Raw genomic sequence first — 24,972 nt, forward strand, 5'->3', positions numbered from 1 at the left:
CGCGGCCGTGTACGGCCGGTTCACGGGCCGAGCGGCAGATACTCGAACCAGTCGAACGCGGCGACGTTGGAGCTGGGACGGCCGTTGGAGCTGGCGTACATGCCGACGTAGGCGCCGGTGAAGCCGCCGGCCACGGCGCTGCTGAGGATCCTGCCGTCCACCGGGTCGCCGAGGTCGATCCACTCCCCCGCCGCCACGGCGTACCTGGCCTGGTAGGCCTGCCCGCGCGCCTCCACGCCGAGATACAGCCTACGGTGGCCGGGCACCCGTACGGAGGCGAGCAGGTCGTCGCCGCCCGCCTTCCTGCGGACGAGCTCCAGGCCGCGCGCGGTGCGCACGAGCAGCACGTGGTGGTCGTCGTTCTGCACCAGCGCGAGACCGGCGCACTCCCCGGCCCCGGGCAGGAAGTCGAGCGCGGCGTGGACGGCGAAGTCCATGTGCTGCTGCCTGCGGACGACCAGGCTCGGATTGGCCCGCTGGGCCAATGTCTCGGGCCGCAGCCGCAGCCGCAGGCGGCTGTCGCCGAGGCTCCAGTAGGGCGTGCGCGGCGTGCGCAGGTGGTTCCAGACGGGCGAGAGCCGGTCGGCGTCGAAGTGGTCGCAGGCGGGGACGGCGGGCCAGCGGTGCTCGGGCAGCGCCGGTGCGACGGCCACGGGCTCGACCTGCGCGGCGACCGGCCAGCCGTCCTCCCAGTGGACCCGGGTGAGGAACGTCTCCCTGCCCAGGTTGTCGCCCCTCAGGTTGCCGGGGCCGAGGTCGCCCGGCGTGCCGTACGGGCGCGTGGCCAGCAGCACCATCCACCACTCGCCGTTCTGGGTCTCCACCAGGTCGGCGTGGCCCGTGCACGCGATGGGATGCCCGAGGCCGAGATGCCGGTGGGTGAGGATCGGGTTGCGCGGATTCGGCAGGTACGGCCCGGTGACGTGGTCGGCCCTGGCCACCACGACCGCGTGGTCGTACGACGTGCCGCCCTCGGAGGTCAGCAGGTAGTACCTGCCGCCGATCTTGTACAGGTGTGGTCCCTCGCACCACACGGCGCCCCGCTGGACGGCCTCCCAGATGACGTGCTCCTCGCCGCGCGGCTCCAGCGTGGCCGGGTCGAGCTCCAGAAGGTAGACCTCGGTCTCGCCGGGGTAGCGGGCCGCCTTCTTCTCCCTGGTGGCGGTGAACCAGAGCCGGCCGTCGTCGTCGAACAGCAGCGAGGGGTCTATGCCAGGGGTGCCCGGCAGCCATCGGGGTTCGCTCCAGGGGCCCGCGGGGTCGGCGGCGGTGACGACGAAGTTGCCCCGCCCGTCCACCAGGGTGGTGACGACGTAGAAGAGGCCGTCGTGGTGGCGGATGGTGGCGGCGTAGACGCCCCCCGAGGGGCGCACGCCGTCCAGGTCGAGCTGGGACGGGCGGTCGAGCACGTGCCCGAGCTGCCGCCAGTTGACCAGGTCGCGGCTGTGGAAGACGGGCACTCCGGGGAACCACTCGAAGCTGGAGGTCACGAGGTAGTAGTCGTCGCCCACCCGGCACACCGATGGGTCGGGGTGGAACCCGGGGATGACGGGGTTCCGGTACTCCCACCCGCCGACTTCGTCGATCATTCGTCCCTTCCTCGAACGTGACGGGCCCGGTTCCCCGAGCGGGGAACCGGGCCGTCCGGCACCGGCACGATGCGCCAGAGCCTTTCAGTGCGGGGCCTCCCTGCGCCAGGCCCCGTCTGCCGGGCTCCGGGCTTGCGTCCCGTGCCGGAGCTCAGGTGTGCGAGCTCTGTAAGGTTCAGTGCCGCAGTTGGAGCACCCCCCAGTGGCTCGTGTCCCGGTATCCCTGCCCGGTGGCGTCGCTCCAGGTGACCGCGCCGGTCCTGGCGGCGCCCGTGGCGTCGTTGACCTGGACGTCGAAGCCGAGCAGCGTGCCGTCCCGCAGCGTGGCCGTGGGCAGCTTCACGGCGGCCTCGATCACGTAGCCGCCGGGGACGACCTTGGCGGCGGCCGTCAGGTTGCCCGCGATGGCGGCGGGGTCGAGCGGGCCGCCGACGGACGTCCTGCCCGAGAAGCCGATCCGGTACTGCCCGTCGTCGTCGCCATAGCCCCTGGTCTTGTCGTTGCCGGGGTCCACGAAGAACTCGACGGAGTCCTGCTCCCACGGGTTGGCCGACTCCTCGCTGAGCATGGGGTCGGCGACCTGCGCCAGCAGATAGAGCGTGTCGCCGTTCCACAGGGCCCGGGCCCGGGCGGTCGCCCCCGACGTGCCCTGGATCCAGGTGGCGGTGCGGATCTCCGGCGCCGGCGCCCAGGCCGGGTCGACGACTCCGTCGACCACCGGCCGGCGGTTGGGGGCGGTGGTCAGCTTCACCGCGGGCGTCGACGTGACCTTGCCCGTCCAGGAGGTCTGCGAGCCGCCGGAGGCGTCCGCGACCGCCACGGTGACGTCGGTGACGTGGGTGACGTGGGTGCCGGGTACCGCAGGGGGCCCCGTCGGGAACCGCGCCTCCACCCGGTAGCCGCCGGGCGTCTTCTCCACGGCCGTGTCGGGGCCGTGCGGGTGGCCGTCCTCGCGCCGGACGGTGTACGTCCTGCCGCCCACGGTGAACGTCACCGTGTCTCCGCGGTCGGCGCTCGGGTCGCGCACCTCGGCCAGGACGTACAGGCTCGTGGCCGACGAGCGGGCCTGGAACGTGGCGGACACGTCGCCGACCCGGGCGATGGGAACGTCGGGCAGCAGGTCCCATTCGAGCTCGCGCTTGCCGTCCACCTTCGGATTGGCCGCGGGGGCCTCCAGCCTGCGCACCAGGGGCGGCAGCTTCGCCGGATCCACGACGCCCCAGTAGGCCGGCTTGGCCTGGAGTTCGTCGTCGAACAGCAGCGGGGCGTTCAGCCGGGTGATCGGGAAGGTCGACAGCCAGGTGTCGTCGTCGGCCAGACCCCAGACCGTGACCGAGCTGATCTGGCTCTTGTGCCTGCGGAAGACGTCGAACAGCTCCTTGTAGCGGTAGCCCTGCTCGGCGAGCACCTCGGCCGGCACCTCGTCGTACGTGGAGACGAAGTCGGGGTAGACGCTCACGTCCAGCTCGGTGATCTGCTGGTCCACGTGGAGCGTCGCGAACTTCTCGATGGTGGCCTCGACCTCGGAGGCCGGCGGCTGCTCGATGTTGAGGTGAAGCTGGTGGCCGACGCCGTCGATGGGCACGCCCTCGGCCTTCAGCTTCTTCACCAGGGCGTACAGCGCCTCCCGCTTGCGCGGGAACTCGGTGTTGTAGTCGTTGATGAACAGCTTGGCGGCCGGGTCGGTCTCGTGCGCGACGCGGAAGGCCGTGCGGATGAAGTCGAGGCCGGTGATCTGGAACCACTTCGACCGGCGCAGGCCGTCGGGCTGGTTCTCGTCCACCACCTCGTTGACCACGTCCCAGACCGCGATCTTGCCCTTGTAGCGGCCGACCAGCGTCCTCACGTGGTTCGTCAGCCGTGTCAGCAGCAGCGCCTTGTCCGCCGGCGAGGCGGTGAGGTCGCGGTCGCCGTCCTTGAACACCCAGTCGGGCGTCTGGCTGTGCCAGGCGAGCGTGTGGCCGCGGAACGTGAGGCCGTGCTCGACGGCGTAGTCCACCAGGTAGTCGCCCTCGCCGAAGGTGAACTCGCCCTCGCTCGGCTCGGTCGCGTCCCACTTGAGGGCGTTGCCGGGGGTGACCCCGCTGAAGTGCTTGAGCAGCAGGTCGCTGTGTTCGCCGATCGTCTGCGCGCGGGAGATCGCGGCGCCCAGCGTGAACGGCACCTCGTCCTTGGCCGAGGGGATGTCCGTCTGGATCGGCTTGGGCTCGACGTACGTCAGGGCGAAGTCGTCCAGGTAGAAGGGGAACGTGCCGGCGTCGGACTCCACGTAGACGCTGAGGAAGTCCACATCGTACGCGAGCGTGTAGGTGCCGGTGAGCTCCACCCACTGCCCCGCCGGTATCGCCTTGGGCGCGGCCACCCGCTCGTAGCTGGGGGTGCCGTTCGTCCGGCGCTCGATCGACAGGCCGAGGTTGCCCGAGGACGTGTCAGGGCCGAGCCGCACCCAGGCCGACAGCGTGTACTTCGACCCCTTGGCCATCTTGCCGAGCACGCTGATCGCCGGGCCGTCCCAGAAGTCCGACCGGTTCGTCACCGCGAGACTGTTGGCGCCGCCGTGCGCGACGTCGGTCGTGGCCGTCAGGGACGCCGAGGCGCGCGGCGACCAGCCCTGCGCCGTGCCGGTCTCGAAGTCGGTGCTCAGGCCCGAGCGCGTGGGATCGGTGTCGGAGGTGATGACGATGTCGTCGATGTAGTAGGCGGCGGTGGCCTCGGAGCTCTCGGCGTAGAGCTGCAGGCCGGTCGAGTCGGCGCTGAAGGCGTAGGTGCCCGACAGCTCGGCCCAGCCGCCGTCGGTGACGGTCGCGGCGGCCACCCGCTCGTAGGTGGTCTCGCCACCGTCGGGTGTGCGCTGCATGGTCAGGGCGATCGTGCTCGGCGGCTCCCCGCTCACCATCCGGGCGTACGCCGTGACCTGGTACGTGACGCCCTTCTCGAAGGGCGGGGTGATGGACGCCCCATGCCAGGTGGCGGTGCGGCCGGAGGTGAGCAGGGAGCGAGACCCCGAATGCGCGGCGTCCGAGGTCGCGCCGACCTCGACCCCGTCGCCTCTGGGCCCCCATCCCTGGGTGGTGCCGTCTTCGAAGTCGTACTTCGCGACCTGCACGGCCGCGGCGTGAGCGGCTGTCGCACTCGCCGCGACCGCCGGTAATCCCGTGAACAGGCACAGGACCACCGCGGCCGCCCGGTGAAGGAGGCTGCGCATCGGGAGGTCTCCTCGTTCCACGCTAGCGCGCGGCCAGGTTGTCGGCGAGAAGCCGGATGAGGGGCTCACGCCGGGTGCAGTTGGACAGGGCGAAAGAGTCGGCGAGCGCGAGCAGCTCGTCGTCGTCCAGCCCGCGGAACAGCTCGGCATACTCGGGCAGCAGAGCCTGGGCGATCAGGATGTGCCGGACGAGGTCGTCGGTCTGGTAGCGGGCGCCCCACGGGTAGGGGTCCCAGGAAGGGAACTCCGTGTCGATCAACCGGTGCAGCGGCGCCAGCTCGCTCGCCGTCTCCTCCATCGTGGAGCCCCACCGGTCGGCGCCGAGCCGCTTCTTCTTCGCCATGAACGGCCCGAACCGCTCCATGTAGGACCCGCCCGCGCAGACCAGGCCCTGCAGTCCGACGTCCTTGTAGGTCCAGATGGACCACCCGGCCTCGTGCGCGTCGTAGATCTCCAGCTGGTCGCGCAGGATCTGGTAGCGCTGCTCGTCCACCAGGGGGTCGCCGGAGTAGACGGGCCCGAACTCGCCGACCCAGATCGGCGTGCCGGTCTCCCGCTGGAAGGCGGTGCGGCGGGCGAAGGCGCGCTCCAGCTCCTCGCGGTCGCACCACTCGCCGCGCGTGTACCCGGGGTACGGCCCGCCGTGGGCGAAGCCGGCCAGCGCGTAGTCGTGGCAGACGAACACGGTGTTCTCGTAGACCTCGCGGAACACCGAGAAGTCGGTCGAGTAGGTGTTCCCGTCGAGGAACAGCACGTGGGCGGGGTCGACGGCGCGCAGCGCCTTGACCAGCCGGTCGTAGAAGGGCCCGACCACCTGGCCGCTCGGGTCGGCCGGCTCGTTGATCGGGTTGTAGCCCGCCACCCACGGGTTGTCCTTGTAGCGGTCGGCCATCGCCTCCCACAGGTGGACCGCCCGGTCCTGGAAGTGCCGGTGCTGCCAGAAGGCGGCGACGTGGGTGGGGTTGTCGGAGTGCCAGTGCTGGTTCTGGGCTCCCGGCAGCGCGTGCAGGTCGATGACACTGTAGACGCCCCGCTCCCCGAGAATCCCGATGACCCGGTCGAGGTGGCGGAAGCCGCGCTCGTTGATCTCCATCGGCCGGTCGTCCGCCTCGAAGTGGCGGTAGTTCACCGGGATCCGCACGCAGTTGACGCCGACCTCCCGCAGAAGGTCGGCATCCGCCTCAGTGAAGAACGAAGTCAGGAAACGGTCGAAGAACATCTCATAGCGGTCCTCGCCGAGCACCCCCCGCACCGCCGCGCGCATCGAGGACTCGTCGGCCGGATATCCGGTGATGAAGTTCTCCATGTTGAGCCAGCCGCCCAGGCCGGTTCCCCGCAGCCTGACCGTGTTGCCCGCCTCGTCCACCAGCCGGGATCCGGACACGCGCAGCAGCGTCATCGTGCTCTCCTCAATCCTCGAAACCGGCGGATCCTCGAGTTCGGGCGGCGCGGCCGGAGGGCGTCCGCCCCGTCTCCTCCCCCGCCACCCGCCGTCGGCAGTCGTGCTGAAAGTTTCGGTCAATATCCGAATGTTTCGTGGTCCGGAGAATAAGTAAAGCTGAGGTTAAGCGTCAAGGGCGCTCACGGCTTGATCAGAGCGGTCTGGCGTCTTATCAGGGGTAACCGGTTCAGGTATCCCGAAAGTTTCGGCTACGATCAGCATCATGCCAGTGAAGAGGCGGGTGACCATCGCCCAGATAGCGGAGGAGGCCGGAGTCTCCGTTCCGACCGTGTCCAAGGTGATCAACGGCCGTCCCGAAGTGGCGCCCGAGACCCGTCAGCGGGTGGAACGCCTCCTGCAGAAGCACGGCTACCAGCGCAGGACGGGGCAGGGCGATGGCCCGGTCGGTTTACTGGACCTGGTCTTCGCCGAAATCGAGAGCCCGTGGGCCATGGAGCTGGTGCGCGGGGCCGAACAGGCCGCGCACGAGGCCGCCGCGAGCGTCGTGATCTCCGTGCTGCACACACACGCGGGCCCCGGCCGTGACTGGCTGGAGCGCATCGCGGCGCGGCGCACCGACGGTGTGATCATCGTCAGCTCCCGGCTTTCCGTGCGCCAGCAGGGCCAGCTCAGCGCCCGATCGATCCCGTTCGTCGTCGTCGACCCCGAGGGCGAGCCGCCGCCCGGCGTGGCGTCGGTCGGCGCGACCAACTGGCACGGCGGCCTCGCGGCCACGCGCCACCTTCTCGACCTCGGCCACACCCGGATCGGCATGATCGGCGGACCGCCCGACATGTTGTGCAGCCGGGCCAGGATCGACGGCTACCGCGCCGCGCTGGAGACCGCCGGGGTGTCCATCGACCCCGAGCTCATCCGCTACGGCGACTTCCTGGTCAACTCGGGCCACGACGCCGGTCACGCGCTGCTGTCGCTGGACAACCCCCCGACCGCCATCTTCGCCGGCAGCGACATGCAGGCGTTCGGCGTGTTCGAGGCGGCCCGGCAGCGGGGCCTGCGGGTGCCCGAGGACCTCAGCGTGGTCGGCTTCGACGACCTGCCGCTGTCCCGGTCCGCGTGGCCGCCGCTGACCACCGTACGCCAGCCCCTGGAGGAGATGGCCGCGCTGGCGGCGCGGATGGTCCTCGCCATGGGCCGGGGCGAGAACACCGAGGCCCGCCGCGTCGAGCTGTCCACCGACCTGGTGGTCCGGGAGAGCACCGCACGGCCCCGGTGAGGCCGAGACGCCCCCATGATCGTCCAAAATGGGAGGGCTTGGACGAATGGGGGCGGGATGACCGACGAACACGCTAAGGTTTCTGCGGATATCGCCGGGTTCGCGGGACGGGGCTGACGGTTGCGGAGTTCGCGTGGAGCGGCCGTCACGGCATTCGCCGCGGCGCTCATGCTTCTGGGAGGTTCCGGGTCGGCGGCCCTCGCGGCGCCGGTCCGCGACGGTGCCGCGACGGCGCGAGCCGGAACGGCACAGGTCGGGACGGCGCAGATCGGGACGGCGCAGGTCGGGACGGCGCGGGCCTCGGCGTGGACCACGCCACAGCGAGGCGCGGAGCACGCGTCGGCGTCGGCTGTTCCGGGCGCATCGTCGACCACCCTGGCATCGGTCGTTCCCGGTGAGCGGCTGACCACCCTGGCGGCCGCGGATCCCGGCAGGCGGACGGCCGGAGCGGCGGAGGAGCCGCCGGTCGAGGAGCAGCCCTGCCCGGTGGCCGTGCCGTCCGGCACGACCTGCGGATATCTTCTCGCCCCCGAGCGGCGTGACGTCCCCAACAGCAGAACCATCAAGGTCGGCTACGCGGTGCACCGGGCGTCACCGGCCGCGGGCCAGGCGGCCGACCCCGTCGTCTACATGAGCGGCGGGCCGGGATCGGCCTCGCTCCAGCTCACCGGGTTCCTCACCCGGATGTTCCCCGGCCGTGACGTGGTCGTCCTCGAACAACGCGGCGGGCGCTACTCCGAGCCCAGGCTGAGCTGCCCCGAGATCGTCCGCGGGGTCGTGGGCACCCTGAGCACGCCCGGGCCCGCGTCGGCGGAGACCGCCCCGCTCGCCCGGCAGGCGATGGCCTGCCAGTCGCGCCTGGAGGCCGAGCACGTCGACCTGCGCGGCTACAACACCTCCGAGATCGCGGCCGACGTCGTGGACCTGCGAGCCGCGCTCGGCTACCCGGGCTGGTACCTGTTCGGCGTCAGCTACTCCACCCGCCCGATGCTGCTGGCGGCGGAGCGCGACCCGCAAGGCACCCGAGGGATCGTGCTCGACTCGCTGCTTCCCTCGGGCTCCCGCTGGTACGACGAGTCGTCCGCCGCGCTCTCGGCGACGATGACCAAGCTGGGAGTCGCCGCCCGGTTCGACGCCGTGGTGAAGGCGCTCAACGCGCACCCCGCGACGTACGAGACCCGCGACCCGCTCACCCGGGAGCGGCTGACGGTGCAGCTCAACGGGGACGACGTCGCGACGATCCTCGGCGAGTCGCTGCACGAGGCCGACGTGGCCGCGATCGTGCCCGCCCTGGTGGACGGGCTCGCCTCCGGGCGCACCGAGCTGCTGCAGCCTCTGGTGGACGCGGCCGGCGACGCGCTGACCTCGTACGAGTGGGGCCTCTACTACGCCGTCCAGTGCCAGGACGAGACGCCGTACAACACCTTCCGGAACGCGCGGAGCCCCCGGCTGTTCACAGGGGTCGTCGACGAGGCGGTCTGCGACGCCTGGGGCCTGCCCGCCGCACGGACCGAACCCGACCTGCTGACCTCGCACACGTCGGTCACCACCCCGGCCTCGTCGAACCCGGCCTCGTCGAACTCCGCCTCGTCGGACGGAGCGACACCGGCAGCATCATCAGAGGAGACGACGCCGGAAGACACGTCATCGGACGGGGCGGCACCGGAGGACACGCCGTCCGAGGGCGCGTCGCCGGAAGGCGCCACGTCGGAGGGGGCGACGCCGCCGGTCCTGGTCCTGGGCGGCCAGTATGACCCCACCACCCCGCCGGAGGCCGCGCAGAAGGCGGTGTCGGCGGTGCCGGGCGCGCGGTTCGCCGAGTTCGCCGGGGCCGGGCACGCCGTCTTCCTGTCGAGTGCCTGCGGCCGCCAGACCATCGCCGCGTTCCTCGACGACCCGGCCGCGACGCGGCCCGTGTGCGACCCCGGCGCGGCGCCGTACCCCGTCGTGCGTCCGGGCGACCTGCTCCTCACGTCGTCGGCCTACCGGCTGTCGCGGTCGCCGATCCCGCTGGCGGTCCCCGCGGCGTTCCTGCTCGTGTCGGCCGTCCAGCTCGTCGCGGGCCTGGTCTCCCTGCTGCGCAGGCGCGGTGGCGGGCTGAGCGCGCTCGCGGGCCTGGCGGGGGTCGCGCTGGGTGGGCTGTCGGCGCTGAGCCTGTCGGGGGTCCGCGACTGGACGTCGTTCGCGATCGGGGTGCCGCACGCCCTGGCCTGGTATGGCCTGCTGGCCCTGGTCTCCACAGCGCTGTCGATCATCGAGGCGTTCCGGCTGAACGCCGCCGCCGCCCGGATCGTCCCCGCCTTGACCGGCCTCGCGCTCCTCGCCTGGCTGTACGGCTGGCTGCTGTCTTGATCAAGCCCGCCTTAAGGGTCGATTAAAAGGAAAGTTTCTTTATAGAGAGCGTTGACGCGGCTGGTCCGGCGGCTTAGGTTCCGATCAGAACCCAGGAGGCAGGATCGGCGGAGGCATCGCTGTGCGCTTGTCGAGATCATCGTCGGGTGACCGGGTGACCTACGGCGGCACGGCCTGCCGGCGCAGGCAGCCGCACACCGCCCTGGCGGGCTGGGAGCCGCCCGGCGTCCCCGCCCTCCGGACCAGGCTCTGACCCACGTACGGACGTCCCGAGGCGACTCGCCCGGGCGTACGGCACAGCCTCCGGGCCGTACCGGACCGGTGACACCGGCGCGGCCCGGAGCCGGCGCCCCGGCGGTCTCGTCCGATCACGAATCGGGAGACCGCCGGGCGTCGCGCGCGCCCGCGACGCGCTCATCCCTTCGTGCATCCCTTCGTGGCGAGACCCCGGCCACGACGGGCGACGTGCCTGGTCACCAGCAGCATCCCGCCGACCGAGGCCAGCATGCCGGCGGCGACGACCGGCACGACCGCGCCGAACCCGGAGGCCCCGGCGACGAGGCCGAACAGCGGAGGCCCGACGAGCGCGCCCACGCTGCCCATCTGGGCCACCATCCCGGTGCCCACGTCGGCGTGGTCGAGGCGTTCGAGCACGAGGGGAAGCGCGGCGAAGGCGAAGGCGCCCAGCAGCCCGTTCTCCAGGGAGACGATCCCCGCGCCGGTCGCCGCGGCGGCCAGCGGCGCGTCCGCGCCGTAGGCGAGCCAGGCGGCCGGCACGACCAGCAGCCCTGACAGGGCGAGCACGGCGAGCGGCACGCCCCGCCGGAGCAGGACTCCCACCGACAGCCCGCCGAGGACGCCGACGAACGAGATCGCCGAGGTCAGCGCGCCCGCGGCTCCCGCCGAGCTCGCGTGCTCGTCGATCAGGAGCGTGGGCAGCAGCACGACCACCGGCATCGTCACCAGCACCATCAGGCAGAAAGACGCGGTGAGCAGGGCGGGCCACGCCAGCGCCCGCGCACCGGGCACGGGCCCGGCGGCCGCCTCGGACGCGGACGTCCGCGGCAGCCGCGTCCGGACGGCCACCGTCATCAGCACCGTCAGCCCCGCGATCAGCAGCACCCAGCCGCGCCAGCCGAGCGCCTCGCCGGCGACGCCGCCCACGAGGGTGCTCACACCGATGCCCACCGGGACGAACGTCGCCCAGATCGACAGCGCCAATCCCCTGTCCCGTTCCTCGGCGAGGTGGAGGACCAGCGCCGGGCAGGCGACGGTGACCACGAGATAGCCGACCCCTTCGGCGACGCGGGCGGCCAGCAACCACCCGAAGCTCCCCGCGGCCGTGCTCAGCGCGCTCGCCGCCACCATCAGCGCCAGCGCGGCGATCAGCGACCTGCCCGCGCCGAACCGGCGGACCAGATAGCCGGCCGGCAGCCCGGCGACGGCGCCCACCCCGACCACCGCCGAGATCGCCCAGCCCAGTTGCGACAGCGACAGCCCGAGCTCATCGGCCATCGACGGCCCGACCGCGGAGAACTTGCCGTAGCTCATCGCCGCCACCACGCCGGTGAGGTAGATGACGATGATCGTCAGCCACGGCGAGCGCCGCACTGGCGCCTCGTCGCGCCCGGATCCGCCCACGGTCCGGTCGGGGGTCATCAGCTCCTCCTCAGCGGCGGTGGCCAGGACGTCGGCACGGCGCCGAATGCCGATGCGGCCGTCGTCCACTCAATCAGGGAAATGCGTACGCCACCCGAAAGATCACTCGAAACGGTCATCCCGGCACGGTCCGCAGCCGTCGCCGGGTGGCCTCGCGGCATGGGCGGGCCCCGATCAGTGGGACCATGGCTGGGTCGGCGCCCGGCAAAAAGGAAGGCAAGGCAGGTGGACCAGGTCGCCCGGATGGACAAGGACACCCCACCTACGCACGGCGGTCGCCGTCGTCTACGGGTGCTCGCCGCACCGCACGGCCCCACTGGCGCGCTCGCCGCACCACGCCGCCGCCTGCGGGTGCTGGCCATGCCGCTGCTGGCCCTGCTCTCGGTGCTGCTGATCGCGACGCCCGCGCAGGCCCACGACGTGCTCGTCGGCAGCGACCCCAAGGACGGCGCGGTCCTCGGCACCATGCCCTCCACCGTGACGCTCACCTTCGACCAGGCCGTACGCCGCGACTTCGCGCGGATGGCCGTCACCGGGCCGGACGGCGCGCACTACGAGCAGGGCGAGATCACGGTCGACGGCAGGAACGTCTCCATCGGCGTACGCACGGGCACACCGTCGGGGGACTACGCGATCGGCTACCGGATCGTGTCGAACGACGGTCACCCGGTCACCGGCGCCGTGAAGTTCACCGTGACCGGCGGGGGCGCGGCCCCCGGCGCGGTCACCGCGCCGACGGCCGCTTCCGCGACCGGCACGGCGAACTCCGGCGCAGGGACGACCGGCACGGGGACGGTCGGCCAGAGCAGCGGAAGCTGGGTGTGGGGGCTGCTGGCCATCACCGCGGCCCTGCTGGCGCTGTGCACGCGCGTGCTCGTACGGCACGACCGTCGCCTGCGCGACGGGACGATCCCGGCTCCCCCGGCCGCCGGGACGCCGCGAGCGGCCTCTGCGGGCATCCCGGACTCGTCGAACACAGCACCGTCCAGCACAGCCCCGTCGAGCGCCGAGCCGTCAGGTAGACAGCCGTCGGGCACAGCCCCTTCCGGCACAGAGCCGTCGAGCGCCGAGCCTTCAGGCGAAGAGCCGTCGCGCACTGAGGCGTCGGGCACTGAGGCGCCGGGCGCGCCCGGCTCAGGGGCGGGGGCGGCCGGTACGTCGGCGGCGGACTCCGGCGCGGACGGCCCGGCCACCGGACGCTCCACCGCCGCCGGGACCGGCGCCGGAAGCTCCCCGGCCTCGGGCGGCGCCGCATGACCACGACCTCGGAACCCCACGTCTCGGCGGGCCGGTCCGGCACCAGCACCGGAAGCGGCACCGGAAGCGGCACCGGCACCGGCACCGGCACCGGCACCGAGCATGCCCGCGCCCGGATCCCCGCGGCGGGGCTGACCGCCGGAGCCCTGCTCGCGGTCGTGATCGCGACCTGGCTCACGCTGCCCGGAAACGTGCCGGGGCTGCCCATGCCCTCCACGATCGTGGAGTATGGCCTGCCGGTCGTGCGGCTCGTGCTCGACCTGGCCGCCACCGCGACCATCGGGCTCAGCCTGCTCCCCAAGCTCCTCGGCTTCGACGACCCGGACCGGACCGAGCCGATCGCGGCCAGGGCCCGGCACTGGGCCGTGATGTTCTCCCTGGTCTGGTGTGCCGCCGCGCTGGTGTCGGCCGTCCTCAGCGCCGCCGAAGTCACTCCCGGCGCGTTTCCCGACGTGGCGGCGTACGTAGACGGCATCGGCGCGGGTCAGGGCATGATCGTGAGCGCGTCGTGCGCCCTGGCCAGCGCCGCCGTGGGGATGCTCGCGGTGCGGTTCGGCGAGAAGGTGCCCGCCGAGCTGCGGGTGCTCGTCGCCGGATTCGGGCTGCTGCCGCTCCCGGTCACCGGCCACGCCTCGAACTGGTACTGGCACGACCTCAGCATGGTCTCGATGGAGCTGCACGTCATCGGGGCCTGCGCCTGGGTGGGCGGCCTGGTCGCGCTCGCCGTCCTGCTGCCGCGCCATCGCGACCTGCTCGCCCGCACGCTGCCCCGGTTCTCCCGGCTGGCGACGTACGCACTGGTCGTCGTGGGGCTGTCCGGGCTCTTCAACGGCCTGGTGGAGCTTCTGCTCACGCCTGGCGAGAGTTTCCCCGCGTCGCTGTTCACCACAGGGTACGGCCGGCTCGTGATCGCCAAGGCGGTGTTCACCGCACTGATCGCGCTGCTGGGGGGCAACATCCGCTGGCGGCTGCTGCCCGCGATCACGCGTCAGGCCCCGACCGCGTTCGCGGCCTGGGCGGCCCTGGAACTCACCGTGATGGGCCTCGCGTACGGCGTCGCGGTGACGCTGACCAAGACCCCGGTCGCCTGACCCACCACGACCCACGCGCCCGGCCGGTCACCTGACCCACCAAGATCCCACGCGCTCCGTCGGCGGCCCGCCCCGTCTCATCGGCCGGGCCGCACCAGCCCGTCCCGCACCGCCGCACCCAGGCCGCACCACCCTGCCCGTCCCGCCGACCGGGCCACACCGCCATGCCCCCAGCGCCGGCCGGCTGCCCGCCCTGCCGTCCCGCCAGCCGGGCAGCACCACCCGGCTCGCTGGCCGTATTGCCGTGCCGGGCCCCCTCAGAGACGCCGAGAGCCGCCCCCCGGCAAGGGAGCGGCTCTCGGAGAGGCGGGTGAGCGCGTGGTGGGGATGATCAGGACGTCGGCTTGGACACGGCGGCGGACGCGGGCGTCACCTCGTCCGACTGCTCGGACACCGCAGCGGACGCGGAGGTCGTCTCAGACGTCGCTTCCGGCCCTGCGGGGCGCGGCGCGCCCGGCTCGGCCGTGATCTCCGGCTCCCCGGGGCGAGCATCCCCGGCGGTCCGGCTCTCCGCGGCGATCCGGTCCTCCGCGGCGGTCCGGTCCTCCGCGGCGGCGGCCGTCAGCCCCCTGCGGCCGGCGAACCACTCCAGCGCGTACCACACGACGGCCAGCGCGACGAGCCCGATCGGCCAGGCCTCCGCCGCGTACGGCGGGGCTTCGAGCACCCGGTCCTGCACCAACAGCCCGCCGTACACACCGGCGGTGGCGAGCGCCGCGCCCACGAGCGGCCGGATGTGCTTGATCGGCACCAGGAAGGCCAGGTCGACGCCGATCCCGGCGAGCAGGAAGAAGAACGGGACGGTCGAGGGCGGGAACCCGCCACCGACGAGCAGCGGCCAGATCAGGCACCGGTAGGCGACGTACACCCCGGCGATCGCGGTGGCGGTGTAGCGGCGGCCGACCATGACACGGGCGAAGACCAGGATCGCGACGCCCAGCACCCCCGCGTACATCGCGTAGACGATGTCCGGGATCGGCAGCGAGAACTTGAGCACCATGGCGCGGTCGACGGTCCTGCCCATCTGGTTGGCCGCGAACTCGAGCAGCGTCGGCTCGGCGTACGGCTGCCCGCGGTCCCAGGACGCCAGCTCCAGCACGCCGTATTCCTGCTGCAGCTCGGGGAAGTGCGCGTTCTCCAGGAAGAACGCGAACAGGCCGCCCAGCACCAGCGTGCGCCGTCTGCGGCTGATCTCGGCGTAGCGACCCGAACCGAGGTACCAGCCGCGGATCGCTCCGGCGAGCATCAGCGCGGTGCCGATGTACAGCAGCGCGTGGGAGGGGCTCCACGCGGTGATGTCGATGCCGTTGACCCGGTGGTTGATCAGGTCGAGCGGGATGGCGATGAGGAAGACCCCGGTGCCCCACACGATCAGGCGGGAGGCCGTGCGGTCCACCCCGTAGCCGGTGTACCAGTGCACGATCGTCAGCGCCACGGCGATCACGGTGCCGACCGTGTTGAGCAGGTGCGGCGGGGCCAGGTCGTCGCGCAGCCATTTGAAGTGCCACGACACGTCCCAGCTCGATCCGAGCACCTTGAGGACGAACGCCGCGAGCCAGCCCAGGTAGAGCACCCGGAAGAGGTCCTGCGGCGTCTGCCTGCCCGCCTCCCCCCGCGTCCAGTACGGAAGAGCCCACTCGATAGCGCGAGCGGGGATCTGCTTGAGCGGCGTTCCATTCACGCGCGAAATGATGCCGTTCCCCATGGTGGGGCGCAATCAGGGATTACCCCGATGCATCATCACGATTCGTGCCCGGATCGCGTCGGCGTGCGCCGTAGCGGTGGTTATCCACAGGCGGGGCGGCTCCTCAGCGGTCTCTCAGCGGAGACAAGTAGCATCGCGACATGGCGTTTCCGGGTGGGCGGCGTGCCCTCGCGATCGTTGTCACGCTGGTCATCCTGGTGGCCGGAGGCGTGACGTGGGCCCTGTGGCCCTCCGACCCCGTGGTGAAGGGGCGTGACCTGGTCATTTCGGTCATGGACGGACCAGCCGACGACCAGCGCGTCGATCTCGACGCCACCTTCTATCCCCCGGCCTCCGGCGGCAGGGCTCCTGCTGTGCTGCTCGCCCACGGCTTCGGCGGCAGCAAGCAGAGCATGCGCGAGGAGGCGGGGCGGCTCTCGCAGCAGGGCTACGCAGTGCTGACCTGGTCGGCCCGCGGCTTCGGCCGCTCGACCGGGCAGATCGCACTCAACTCCCCCGACTACGAGGTCAAGGACGTACGGCAGCTGATCGACTGGCTCGCCGAACAACCTGAAGTGCGACTCGACGCCCCTGGCGACCCGCGCGTCGGGATCGCCGGCGGCTCGTACGGCGGGGCGATCGCGCTGATGACCGCGGCCTACGACAACCGCGTCGACGCGATCGTCCCGCAGATCACCTGGTACGACCTCGCCGACGCGCTCTTCCCCGACGCCTCGGGCAAGGGCCCGCTCAACGGCGTCTTCAAGAAGATGTGGGCCGGCATCTTCTTCAGCTCCGCCGCCGAACGGCTGGCCCCGGACGGCGGCGCCGGCGCGGGAGGCCTGGCCGGGCTCACGGGTGCGGTCACGGGCTCCGGCTCGGCGGGCGGCAACACCGGACAGGACGCCGCCGGGCAGAACAACGCCCCGCAGAGCCCGGGAGCGACCACACCTGCCACTCCGGCGGCCGGCCCGACCACATCGCCGGGTGGCGACGCGTCCGGGGGCCCTGACTCAGGGCGGATCCCGGGGGCCGAGCAGGTCCAGTGCGGGCGGTTCCTGCCGCAGATCTGCGACATGTACCAGAAGGTCGCCGAGACCGGCCGGGCCACCAAGGAGGCGGTCGATCTCCTCCGGCGGTCGAGCCCGATCTCGGTGCCCGGCCGGATCAAGGTGCCGACGCTGCTGCTCCAGGGTGAGCGCGACTCGCTGTTCCCGCTCTCCCACGCCGACGCCAACGCCCGCGCCGTCGCCGCCACCGGCGCCCCGGTCGAGGTCGCCTGGTTCAACGGCGGCCACGACGGCGGCGACGGCGAGGCCGACTGGCTGTACGACCGCACGACCGGCTGGTTCGACCACTACCTCAAGGGTGCCCCCGCGGGCGCGGGCGACTCCGCGGCGTTCACCGTGACCAGGGACGGCGGACGCGACCCGGGCACGCGCCGTCCTGTGCTCCTCCACGCCACCGCGGGCCGCTACCCCGGCCTGGCGGGCGCGGAGCGCACCACGGTCACGCTCAACGGCCCACGGCAGCCGATCGCCAACCCGGCGGGCGGATCGCCGTCCTCGATCTCGGCGGTCCCCGGCCTCGGCGGGCTGCTCGGCGGCAACGGCGGCGGCGCGTCGCTCGCGCTGGACATGCCCGGTCAGGCGGCCGTCTTCGAATCCGCCCCGCTGACGAAACCCACGCAGGTCACCGGCAGCCCGACCGTCACGATCAAGGTGTACGGCACGGGCGAGGCCACGCTGTTCGCCAAGCTCTACGACGTCTCCGGAGGGTCGCTTCCGGTGCTCCCGTCGAGCCTGGTCTCGCCGCTGCGGGTCACCGCGAGCGAGGCGGGCACTCCGGTCACCGTGACGCTTCCGGCCATCGACAGGCGCTTCGACGCCGGGCACCGGATGCGGCTGGTGGTGTCCACCACCGACCTCGGATACGCCACGCCCGCCGCCCCCGCCGTCTATCAGGTAGCGCTGGACTCCCCCACCCTGGAGCTGCCGGTGGACGCGGCGCTGCGGACGCCCGCCACCGGCCCCGCGTGGTGGACGTGGGCCATGCCACTCGCCGCGATCCTGGTCGCGGCCGTGCTCCTGCTGACCGGCAGGGTCAGGCGCCGCGGCGAGGCCGGCGACGACCTGGTGACGGACTCCGAGTCGGCCGGGGTGCCCTTGGTGATCAGCGGGCTGGGCAAGCGCTACCGCAACGGCGAGAAGGCCGTCGACGGCCTCTCGTTCCGGGTCGAGAAGGGCCAGGTGCTCGGCCTGCTCGGGCCGAACGGCGCGGGCAAGACCACCACCATGCGCATGCTGATGGGTCTCATCCACCCCGACGAGGGCGAGATCCGGATCTTCGGCACCCGGGTGCGGCCGGGGGCGCCGGTGCTGTCACGGCTCGGGTCGTTCGTCGAAGGGCCGGGGTTCCTGCCGCACCTGTCCGGCCGGGCCAACCTGGAGCTCTACTGGCAGGCCACGGGACGGCCGCCGCAGGACGCCCACATGGAGGAGGCCCTGGAGATCGCCGGGCTCGGCGCGGCCCTGGAGCGCGCGGTGCGCACCTATTCGCAGGGCATGCGCCAGCGCCTGGCCATCGCGCAGGCCATGCTCGGCCTCCCCGACCTGCTCGTGCTGGACGAGCCGACCAACGGCCTCGACCCGCCGCAGATCGCGGAGATGCGCCGGGTGCTCAAGGCGTACGCCGAGCAAGGGCGCACCGTCATCGTCTCCAGCCACCTGCTCGCCGAGGTCGAGCAGACCTGCACCCACGTGGTCGTCATGCACCGTGGACGGCTGGTGTCGGCCGGGCCGGTCGGTGACCTGCTCGGCGCCGCACCGGCCGCCAACGGCGCCGGCCCCCGCCTTGAGGACGTGTTCCTCGACCTGATCGGAGAGAGCCGTTGAGCCCGGCGAAGCGACCTGCCCCGGACCCGACCGGACCCGTCCCCGGCGGCGGACGGGCCACGCCGGTCGCCCTGGACGAATCGGACCGGCGCGCGGACGACCTGGGAGGCCAGGCGCCCGGCTACGCTCCGGGACGCACGCTGCCGCTGCGGGTGGAGTTCGTACGGCAACTGCGGCGGCGCCGGACCATGGCGATGTTCGGCGTGCTGCTCGCCCTGCCGTGGGTGCTCGTGGTGGCGTTCCAGTTCGGGCCGGCCGGGCGGGGCCAGAACAGCCTGCGGCTGTCGGACCTGGCCACGGCGGGCGGGCTCAACTTCGCGGCGTTCGCCCTGTCGGTGTCGGCCAGCTTCCTGCTGGTCGTCGCCGTGGCGCTGTTCTGCGGTGACACGGTGGCGAGCGAGGCGAGCTGGTCGTCGCTGCGCTACCTGCTGGCCGCGCCGGTCCCCCGCGACCGGCTGCTGCGCCAGAAGCTGGTGGTGGCGCTGGCCTATTCGGCCGCCGCGGTGACCGCGCTGCCGCTGATGGCCCTGCTCGCCGGCACACTGGCCTTCGGGTGGAACGACATCACCGTGCCGGGAACCGGCGAGGTGATCCCCGCCGCCGACGTGCTGCCCAAGTTCGCCATCGTCATCGGCTACGCCCTGGTCAGCCAGCTGGTGGTCGCCGCGGTCGCCTTCCTGCTGTCGGTCGGCACCGACTCCCCGCTCGGCGCGGTCGGCGGCGCGGTCGGCCTGGTGATCGTCAGCAGCATCCTGCAGGCGGTCGAGGCGCTGGGCTCGCTGCGCGAGTTCCTTCCGACCTTCTGGAACTCCGCGTGGCTCGACGCCCTCGCGCCGGAGCCCGACTACAGCGGCATGATCAAGGGTGTGGCGGTCTCCGTGACCTACTCGGTGGTCCTCATCGCTCTGGCCTTCCGCCGCTTCCGCCGCCGCGACGTCGTCTCCTGACCGGCCCTGACCGGCACCCGGGCTCACCGCCGCCTTCCGGCCGCGCGGGCGGCGTACGGCCTGGCATTCCAGCTAGCCGGAATGCCCAGGCATGGCTGGCAGCAGGGCACGATGGCGGCTGCCACGGCAGACAGCATTGGGCCGGCTGGGCCATGGTGGTGTGACAGGCCCCAACGGCGCCCTCACCCGCGCCGGGCCGGCCTGCCGACAGGGCACGGCGCACCCCGGACGGACGTACGAGACCGCCGCTGCCGCGGAACGCGACTGTGTAGCCGGAGGTGCCTGATGCAGATTGTCGTACGACCAGCGGGAACCGCGTCGTTCCGGATACCGGTCATGTCGCCGGCCCGGCGCCTCCGCGCCACGCCGCCCTCCCTGCACGGGCGGACGGGACCGTCCCCGCGCCGCCCCGCGCCGGCGCCGCCGCCCCGCTCCGGACACCACACGGCGACGGCGGTCACGCCCGACCCGGCGACACCGCGATGAACGTCATGTGCCGACACGTTCACCCAGCCGTCGGCGACCCGGCCGGCCGCACCCACGATTCGCACGGCGAAACCGCGATCTCCCTGTCGGCCGACGCCGCCGAGAGCGTGCTGAGGGAGCTCGCCGACGCCAGGAGCGAGCTGAAGCGGGCGGCCGACCGGCAACGCCGTTTCATGGCCGACGCGTCCCACGAACTGCTCACGCCTCTCGCCGGACTGCGGGCCCAGTTGGAGGAGGCCCGGCTGCACCCCGAGGAGACCGATCTCACCGAGCTCGTCGTCCACACGCTGCGCGACGTGGACCGCCTCCAGACGGTGGTCTCCGACCTGCTGGCGCTCCAGAAGGCGGGGACGAAGCCCTCTCAGGGGACGCAGCTCGCCGACCTGTCCGAGCTGGTCCTGACGCAGGTCGCCGGCCGGGCGCCCCGGATGCCGACGCTGTTCCAACTCGTCCCCGGAATGGTGATCAACGCTGTCGACAACGAGATCCACCGCCTGCTGGGCAATCTGCTGGACAACGCGCAGCGCCACGCCAGAAGCAAGGTGCTGGTGGAGGTGCGCCAGGAGGGCGCCCACGCGGAGATCTCGGTGTCCGATGACGGTGACGGCATCGCCGAAGCGGATCGGGAGAAGATCTTCGAGCCGTTCACCCGCCTGGACGAGTCCCGATGCCGCAGCCGGGGCGGTTCCGGCCTCGGCCTCGCCATCGCACGCGAGATCGTGCGGGCCCACGGCGGGACCATCAGTGTGGAGGACGCGCCGGAGGGCGGCGCGCGCTTCGTCGTCCGCCTGCCGCTCGCCGAACCTCTCGCCCATCCGGCCGCGGATGGACACCCGAGGCCGTGACCGTCGCCTGTCAGCCGTCGCGGATCGGGATGACGGCGGTCAGCGTGGTGCCGTGGCCGATCGGGCTGGTTATCTCGATGGTCCCGTCGAGCGCCTGGACGCGGTCGCTGAGACCGATGAGCCCGGAGCCCTTGGCCGGGTCCGCGCCGCCTGCCCCGTCGTCGCGGATCACGACCGTGGCGCCTTCGGCCGTCGCCTGGACGTCGACGCCCACCAGGGAGGCTCGCGCGTGCTTGGCCACGTTGGTCAGCGACTCCGAGACGATGTAGTAGACGGCCACCTCGACCCGCTCCGGCAGGCGTTCCGCGACGCGCACTCTCAGGTCGACGGGGACGGCCGATCGGCGCGCGAGCATTTTCAGCGCGGGTCCGAGACCGCCCTTGGACAGGATCGCCGGGTGGATGCCGCGCGACAGCTCCCGCAGGTCCTCCAGCACCAACGTCAGGCCCTCGGCCGTGTGGGACAGTTGCTGCCTCAGCTCAGGCAGCTCCGGCGGCACGGCGGCCTCGGCCATGCGCACCTGCAACCCCAGGGAGACGAGGCGCAGCTGTGCCCCGTCGTGGAGGTCGCGTTCGATCCGGTGCCGGGTCTCGTCCGAGGCGGCGACCACACGGGCGCGTGAGGCGGCGAGCTCGTCGCGGGCCAGTGCGTTGGAGATGGCCGTCACGACCAGCTCGGTGAAGTCCCGCATGCGTTCCTCCACGCCCTCCGGTCGCCGCTCCAGGCCACGGAAGAAGGTGATCATCACGCCCCACAGGCGTCCCTCGACGACGATGGGGCCGCCGATCGCGACGCCGTTCTCCTCGTCTCTGGCCCACCTGCCCAGCTCGCCGGCCGTGGTCTCGTCCACCATGATCATTTCCGGTTGCCCGGTTCGCAGGACGAGGGCCGACAGGCCCTCCTCGTGAAGCCGCCGGCGCAGGCCCACGGGAGGCGGGGGCCCGCCGTCCGACGCGCTCCAGGAGCTCATCAGGACGACCGTCCGGTCAGGCTCGTAGCGTTCGATCGCCGTGTGGTCCGCGTTCACGATCAGGCCCATCTCACGGGCGACCGCGCCGAAGATCTCTGTCGGGCGGACTCCGCGCGCGACCAGTGTCGCGACCCGGCGCAGCGCGGCCTGCTCCTCGGCGACCCTGGCGAGCTCGTCCCGGCTCGCCGCAAGGGCGCAGGCGGCGGCCTCACGATGACGCGCCGCCACCAGCGCCGCCTCCAGCGAGGGCACCACGCGTTCTCGCAGGCGGCGCAGCGTCGTCTCCGGCAGATCCGCGGGCACGACGAGCGAGCCGAACCGGGTGCCCTCGTCGCTGAGGGGCAGCGTGGTGTGGCTCCGGTCGTCGCCGACCGGCCCGAACTTGACCGCCAGGGACGGCAGACCGAGGTCCCGGGCCAGACGCCGGGCCACGACCGGCAGCACCGCGCACAGATGGTCGGCACGCAGGAGGAGACGGGCCGTGCCGGCGCTGACGTCGGCCTCGCAGCGGCGCTCGTCGGCTTCCAGGAGCAGCGCTCGCAGCAGCGCCGCGGCACCGCTGACCAGCAGCGCGACCACCAGGAAGACCACCAGCGCGATCCACGACCAGCTGTTGAAGAGCGTGATCCGGTGTGTCGGGGGGATCAGGAAGAGGTCGTAGACCAGACCACTCCCCAGCGCGGTCACCACGCCGAACGGCAGACCCCAGAAGTACGAAACCAGGAGAATTCCAGGGAGATAAACTAGGCCCAAGGGACTCGTGGAGGCCATCCGGGCCAGCGGGAGGGCCAGAAGCGTCTCCGCCGTCACGCATACGACTCCGACGACGACGCCCAGCGCCAGAGGCGGACGTCTCATACGAAGCAGCGATGACAGCAATCGCGCGCGCATAACCCAACGGTACGCGGCCATATGTACCACATAGGCGCTGGTCGGCCGCAGATGGCGGGACCACCCGATCGCCGGCACGATCGAGGCGGTCCCTACGCGGCGTGACCGCGCCTGAAAGGCGGCGGAACGGTGGACGAGGCCTCGGCACGAGTGGTCCTGGCGGACGACGACGTTTTGTTGCGCGAGGGAATGGCGAGCCTGCTGGAGCGATCGGGGTTCGAGGTCGCCGGCCAGGCGGGGAACGCGCCCGAGCTGATCGCCCTCGTCCGGCGCTGCCGCCCCGACCTCGCGATCGTCGACATCCGGATGCCTCCGCGGCACACCACGGAGGGCGTCGAGGCGGCCAAGGTCATTCGCACGGAGTTCCCCGAGGTGGGCATCCTGCTGCTGTCGGCGCACGTCGAGGTCGATCAGGCGATGGAGCTGCTCGCGGCCGGCCATCGCATCGGCTATCTGCTCAAGACCCGGGTGACCGCGGTGTCCGAGTTCGTCGCGTCACTGAGACGCATCGTCGACGGCGGCTCGGTCGTCGACCCCAGCCTCGTGGCGGAACTGATCAACGCCCGCCGACGGCAGGATCCGCTGGAGCAGCTCACCCAGCGTGAGCGCGAGGTGCTCGCCCTCATGGCGGAGGGCCGCTCGAACGCGGGAATCGCGCACAAACTGTGGATCACGGAGGGCACGGTGGAAAAGCACGTGCGCAGCATCATGTCGAGGATGCGGCTGCCGGAGACGGAGGACGACCACCGCCGCGTGCTCGCCGTGCTCACGTTCCTGGACGCCCGCTGACGCCGCCCGAAGCGAGAAAGACCGGCCGAGCGGCCCAGGCGCTGGGAGTGCTCACTCACCGGCGGCGACCAGAGACCGAGTCCGCCTGACCGGTGCGGCCCGGTCAGGCGCTGGACTTCCGGAGGATCTCGTCGATGGCCCGGCCCGAGAGGCTCGGCTTGGACAGGAAGGCGACGGCCGGGCTGGCCGCGATCATGTCGGCGTAGTCCTGCTCGTCGTACGTGGAGATCAGGATGATCCGGGGGCGACGGCCCCCTGCCTCTTCCGAGAGCCGCCTGACCACGTCGAATCCGTTCTCCTCGCCCAGGTCGATGTCGACCAGCACGAGATCCGGCCGCAGCCTGCGGAACCGCCGGAGGGCCTCGGCGGAGGTGGCCGCCATGCCCACGACAGCGATGTCGTCCGCCTCCAGCATCCGGCGGGCGGCCTCCTTGAAGTGATCGCTGTCATCGACGATGAGACACCGCAGGGCCACATCTCCAGGGTCGCATCGGGGCACGCCCGGGTCATTGCAGGTAGCCGCCATCCCGAAGTCCGGAGGGCATCCAGACGCAATGGGGGCTTCCAGCGCAGACAACAGGACTTTTGCCCGTAATTGTGTGAAATGCGAGCGGGTGGCCGTGAAGCGGGAACGTCGGCTTCATGAGGTCACCAGCCCGAACCGGCTTTTCGTGAACTGTCCGCCGCCCGCGAAGGATCGAGGTGACACGCATGTGCCCGCACACCCCGCCGTGTCCGCCCGCGTACGCCCCCGACCGCGACGCCGCCCGCCTCGTGGCCTTCCACCCCGAGCAGGGATGGGGGCTGCTCTGCAACGGCGTCGTGGTGTTCGACGACACCGGCGAACTGCTGCCCGACGGCCGGAGCCTCCTCCCCCACCGAGCCCGCTACGCACAGGCCGCGTGAGCCCATGAGCACGACCATGCTCGCCCTCGCGGTCCGGCAGCCGTTCAGCGCTCTCCCCGGGGAACGGCCCCGCGCCGTGCGGAACGGCGCGGACGACGACGGCGTGCCGCAGACGCGCCGGTCCTCCTGGCGCCTCCCCGCGGTCCCGGCCTCCACGTGCCGGGCGCGCGATCTCGTCCGCGCCACGCTGCGGGACTGGACGGGATGCACGGAAGGCGAGGTGGCCGAGGTGGCCGAACTCCTCGTCAGCGAACTGGTCGCCAACGCCCTGCTGCACGGGCGGGGAGAACCGGTCCTCACGCTCACGCTGCGGGACGGCGTCCTGCGGTGCGAGGTCGAGGACGAGGCCCGCGTTCCGGTGCGGGCGCGCGGCGAGTCACCGGACGACGCCGAGGGCGGCCGGGGGCTGCTGATCGTCGATTCCCTGGCCCGCTCCTGGGGCGTACGCCCGACGAACAGGGGAAAGGCCGTCTGGTTCGAGCTGGCGACGGGGTCCTGACGCGACCTCAGTCCCAGTGAGGCGGGCGTTCCTCCAGCAGGCGGGAGACGTCGGAGTCGGAGCGCCAGTCGCCCCACCCGAGGTCGGTGTCGTCGCTCGTCTGGTCGGGCAGCACCGGCAGCCCCTCGTCGAAGAGGTCCACCGGACGCATGTCATCCGGATGCTGCACACTCACGCAGCCAATGCTACTGGCTCCTTCCGGAGCCGCGAAGCCGCGCCGGCCGCTTGAGCCC

19 protein-coding genes are annotated in these 24,972 nt (G+C 72.2%); 11 read left to right on the forward strand and 8 right to left on the reverse strand.

The window, feature by feature from the left end:
* Positions 1 to 20: 20 nt before the first annotated feature.
* The 3 genes from OHB01_RS38230 to OHB01_RS38240 form a co-directional block, all read right to left on the reverse strand.
* Positions 21 to 1,589 carry a glycoside hydrolase family 43 protein gene (locus OHB01_RS38230; RefSeq protein WP_328854677.1) on the reverse strand — a complete coding sequence of 523 codons (1,569 nt, stop codon included), beginning with the start codon at positions 1,587 to 1,589 and terminating at the stop codon, positions 21 to 23.
* A gap of 175 nt (positions 1,590 to 1,764) precedes the next feature.
* Positions 1,765 to 4,794 carry an endo-1,4-beta-xylanase gene (locus OHB01_RS38235; protein WP_328854678.1) on the reverse strand — a complete coding sequence of 1,010 codons (3,030 nt, stop codon included), beginning with the start codon at positions 4,792 to 4,794 and terminating at the stop codon, positions 1,765 to 1,767.
* A gap of 22 nt (positions 4,795 to 4,816) precedes the next feature.
* The gene (locus OHB01_RS38240) at positions 4,817 to 6,193 is read right to left on the reverse strand and encodes a glycoside hydrolase family 5 protein (protein WP_142645595.1); all 1,377 of its coding nucleotides are present in this window, start codon (positions 6,191 to 6,193) and stop codon (positions 4,817 to 4,819) included.
* Between the two features lie 265 nt (positions 6,194 to 6,458).
* Between OHB01_RS38240 and OHB01_RS38245 the strand changes: the two genes are divergently transcribed.
* The 3 genes from OHB01_RS38245 to OHB01_RS38255 all read left to right on the forward strand — a co-directional run bounded on the left by OHB01_RS38245 (position 6,459) and on the right by OHB01_RS38255 (position 10,074).
* Complete coding sequence (locus tag OHB01_RS38245; protein ID WP_079316791.1) at positions 6,459 to 7,469, forward strand: LacI family DNA-binding transcriptional regulator; 1,011 nt, start codon at positions 6,459 to 6,461, stop codon at positions 7,467 to 7,469.
* Between the two features lie 168 nt (positions 7,470 to 7,637).
* On the forward strand, positions 7,638 to 9,821 hold the full coding sequence (locus tag OHB01_RS38250) for an alpha/beta fold hydrolase (protein ID WP_328854679.1): 2,184 nt from the start codon (positions 7,638 to 7,640) through the stop codon (positions 9,819 to 9,821).
* A gap of 127 nt (positions 9,822 to 9,948) precedes the next feature.
* Positions 9,949 to 10,074 (forward strand): carbohydrate-binding protein, encoded by a 126-nt coding sequence (locus OHB01_RS38255; RefSeq protein WP_261985763.1) that lies wholly within the window; start codon positions 9,949 to 9,951, stop codon positions 10,072 to 10,074.
* A gap of 161 nt (positions 10,075 to 10,235) precedes the next feature.
* Here OHB01_RS38255 and OHB01_RS38260 read toward each other — a convergent pair whose 3' ends face one another.
* Complete coding sequence (locus tag OHB01_RS38260; RefSeq protein WP_142645597.1) at positions 10,236 to 11,549, reverse strand: CynX/NimT family MFS transporter; 1,314 nt, start codon at positions 11,547 to 11,549, stop codon at positions 10,236 to 10,238.
* Positions 11,550 to 11,705: 156 nt separating this feature from the next.
* Here OHB01_RS38260 and OHB01_RS38265 point away from each other — a divergent pair, with 156 nt between their 5' ends.
* A complete protein-coding gene (locus OHB01_RS38265; protein ID WP_328854680.1) occupies positions 11,706 to 12,737 on the forward strand; it encodes a copper resistance protein CopC in 1,032 nt (343 codons plus the stop codon).
* Positions 12,734 to 13,828 (forward strand): copper resistance D family protein, encoded by a 1,095-nt coding sequence (locus OHB01_RS38270; protein WP_328854681.1) that lies wholly within the window; start codon positions 12,734 to 12,736, stop codon positions 13,826 to 13,828. Before OHB01_RS38265 ends, OHB01_RS38270 begins: the two co-directional genes overlap by 4 nt.
* A gap of 331 nt (positions 13,829 to 14,159) precedes the next feature.
* Here OHB01_RS38270 and OHB01_RS38275 read toward each other — a convergent pair whose 3' ends face one another.
* A complete protein-coding gene (locus OHB01_RS38275) occupies positions 14,160 to 15,509 on the reverse strand; it encodes a hypothetical protein (protein WP_328854682.1) in 1,350 nt (449 codons plus the stop codon).
* Between the two features lie 164 nt (positions 15,510 to 15,673).
* Here OHB01_RS38275 and OHB01_RS38280 point away from each other — a divergent pair, with 164 nt between their 5' ends.
* From OHB01_RS38280 to OHB01_RS38290, 3 genes are all read left to right on the forward strand, one after another.
* Positions 15,674 to 18,406: an alpha/beta fold hydrolase gene (locus OHB01_RS38280; protein WP_328854683.1), complete on the forward strand. Its 2,733-nt coding sequence runs from the start codon at positions 15,674 to 15,676 to the stop codon at positions 18,404 to 18,406.
* A complete protein-coding gene (locus OHB01_RS38285) occupies positions 18,403 to 19,353 on the forward strand; it encodes an ABC transporter permease (RefSeq protein ID WP_315985187.1) in 951 nt (316 codons plus the stop codon). The genes OHB01_RS38280 and OHB01_RS38285 overlap by 4 nt, the downstream gene beginning before the upstream one ends.
* A gap of 491 nt (positions 19,354 to 19,844) precedes the next feature.
* Positions 19,845 to 20,684 (forward strand): sensor histidine kinase, encoded by an 840-nt coding sequence (locus OHB01_RS38290; protein ID WP_168065653.1) that lies wholly within the window; start codon positions 19,845 to 19,847, stop codon positions 20,682 to 20,684.
* 10 nt (positions 20,685 to 20,694) lie between these two features.
* Here the strand turns inward: OHB01_RS38290 and OHB01_RS38295 are convergent, their stop codons facing one another.
* Positions 20,695 to 22,512 (reverse strand): DUF4118 domain-containing protein, encoded by a 1,818-nt coding sequence (locus OHB01_RS38295; RefSeq protein WP_328854684.1) that lies wholly within the window; start codon positions 22,510 to 22,512, stop codon positions 20,695 to 20,697.
* Between the two features lie 162 nt (positions 22,513 to 22,674).
* On the opposite strand from OHB01_RS38295, the gene OHB01_RS38300 reads away from it, so the two are divergent.
* Positions 22,675 to 23,334 (forward strand): response regulator, encoded by a 660-nt coding sequence (locus OHB01_RS38300; protein ID WP_260617113.1) that lies wholly within the window; start codon positions 22,675 to 22,677, stop codon positions 23,332 to 23,334.
* 103 nt (positions 23,335 to 23,437) lie between these two features.
* On the opposite strand, the gene OHB01_RS38305 is transcribed toward OHB01_RS38300, so the two are convergent.
* Positions 23,438 to 23,809: a response regulator transcription factor gene (locus OHB01_RS38305; protein ID WP_328854685.1), complete on the reverse strand. Its 372-nt coding sequence runs from the start codon at positions 23,807 to 23,809 to the stop codon at positions 23,438 to 23,440.
* Positions 23,810 to 24,045: 236 nt separating this feature from the next.
* Here OHB01_RS38305 and OHB01_RS38310 point away from each other — a divergent pair, with 236 nt between their 5' ends.
* Together OHB01_RS38310 and OHB01_RS38315 are read left to right on the forward strand one after the other, a co-directional pair.
* Positions 24,046 to 24,240, forward strand: coding sequence for a DUF5999 family protein (locus tag OHB01_RS38310; RefSeq protein WP_142645856.1), 195 nt, complete (start codon positions 24,046 to 24,048; stop codon positions 24,238 to 24,240).
* Positions 24,241 to 24,244: 4 nt separating this feature from the next.
* Positions 24,245 to 24,739 carry an ATP-binding protein gene (locus OHB01_RS38315; RefSeq protein ID WP_328854686.1) on the forward strand — a complete coding sequence of 165 codons (495 nt, stop codon included), beginning with the start codon at positions 24,245 to 24,247 and terminating at the stop codon, positions 24,737 to 24,739.
* 7 nt (positions 24,740 to 24,746) lie between these two features.
* Here OHB01_RS38315 and OHB01_RS38320 read toward each other — a convergent pair whose 3' ends face one another.
* Positions 24,747 to 24,914, reverse strand: coding sequence for a hypothetical protein (locus OHB01_RS38320; protein WP_167530435.1), 168 nt, complete (start codon positions 24,912 to 24,914; stop codon positions 24,747 to 24,749).
* Positions 24,915 to 24,972 lie beyond the last annotated feature (58 nt).

It is taken from the genome of Microbispora hainanensis (genome assembly GCF_036186745.1).
Classification (GTDB): domain Bacteria; phylum Actinomycetota; class Actinomycetes; order Streptosporangiales; family Streptosporangiaceae; genus Microbispora.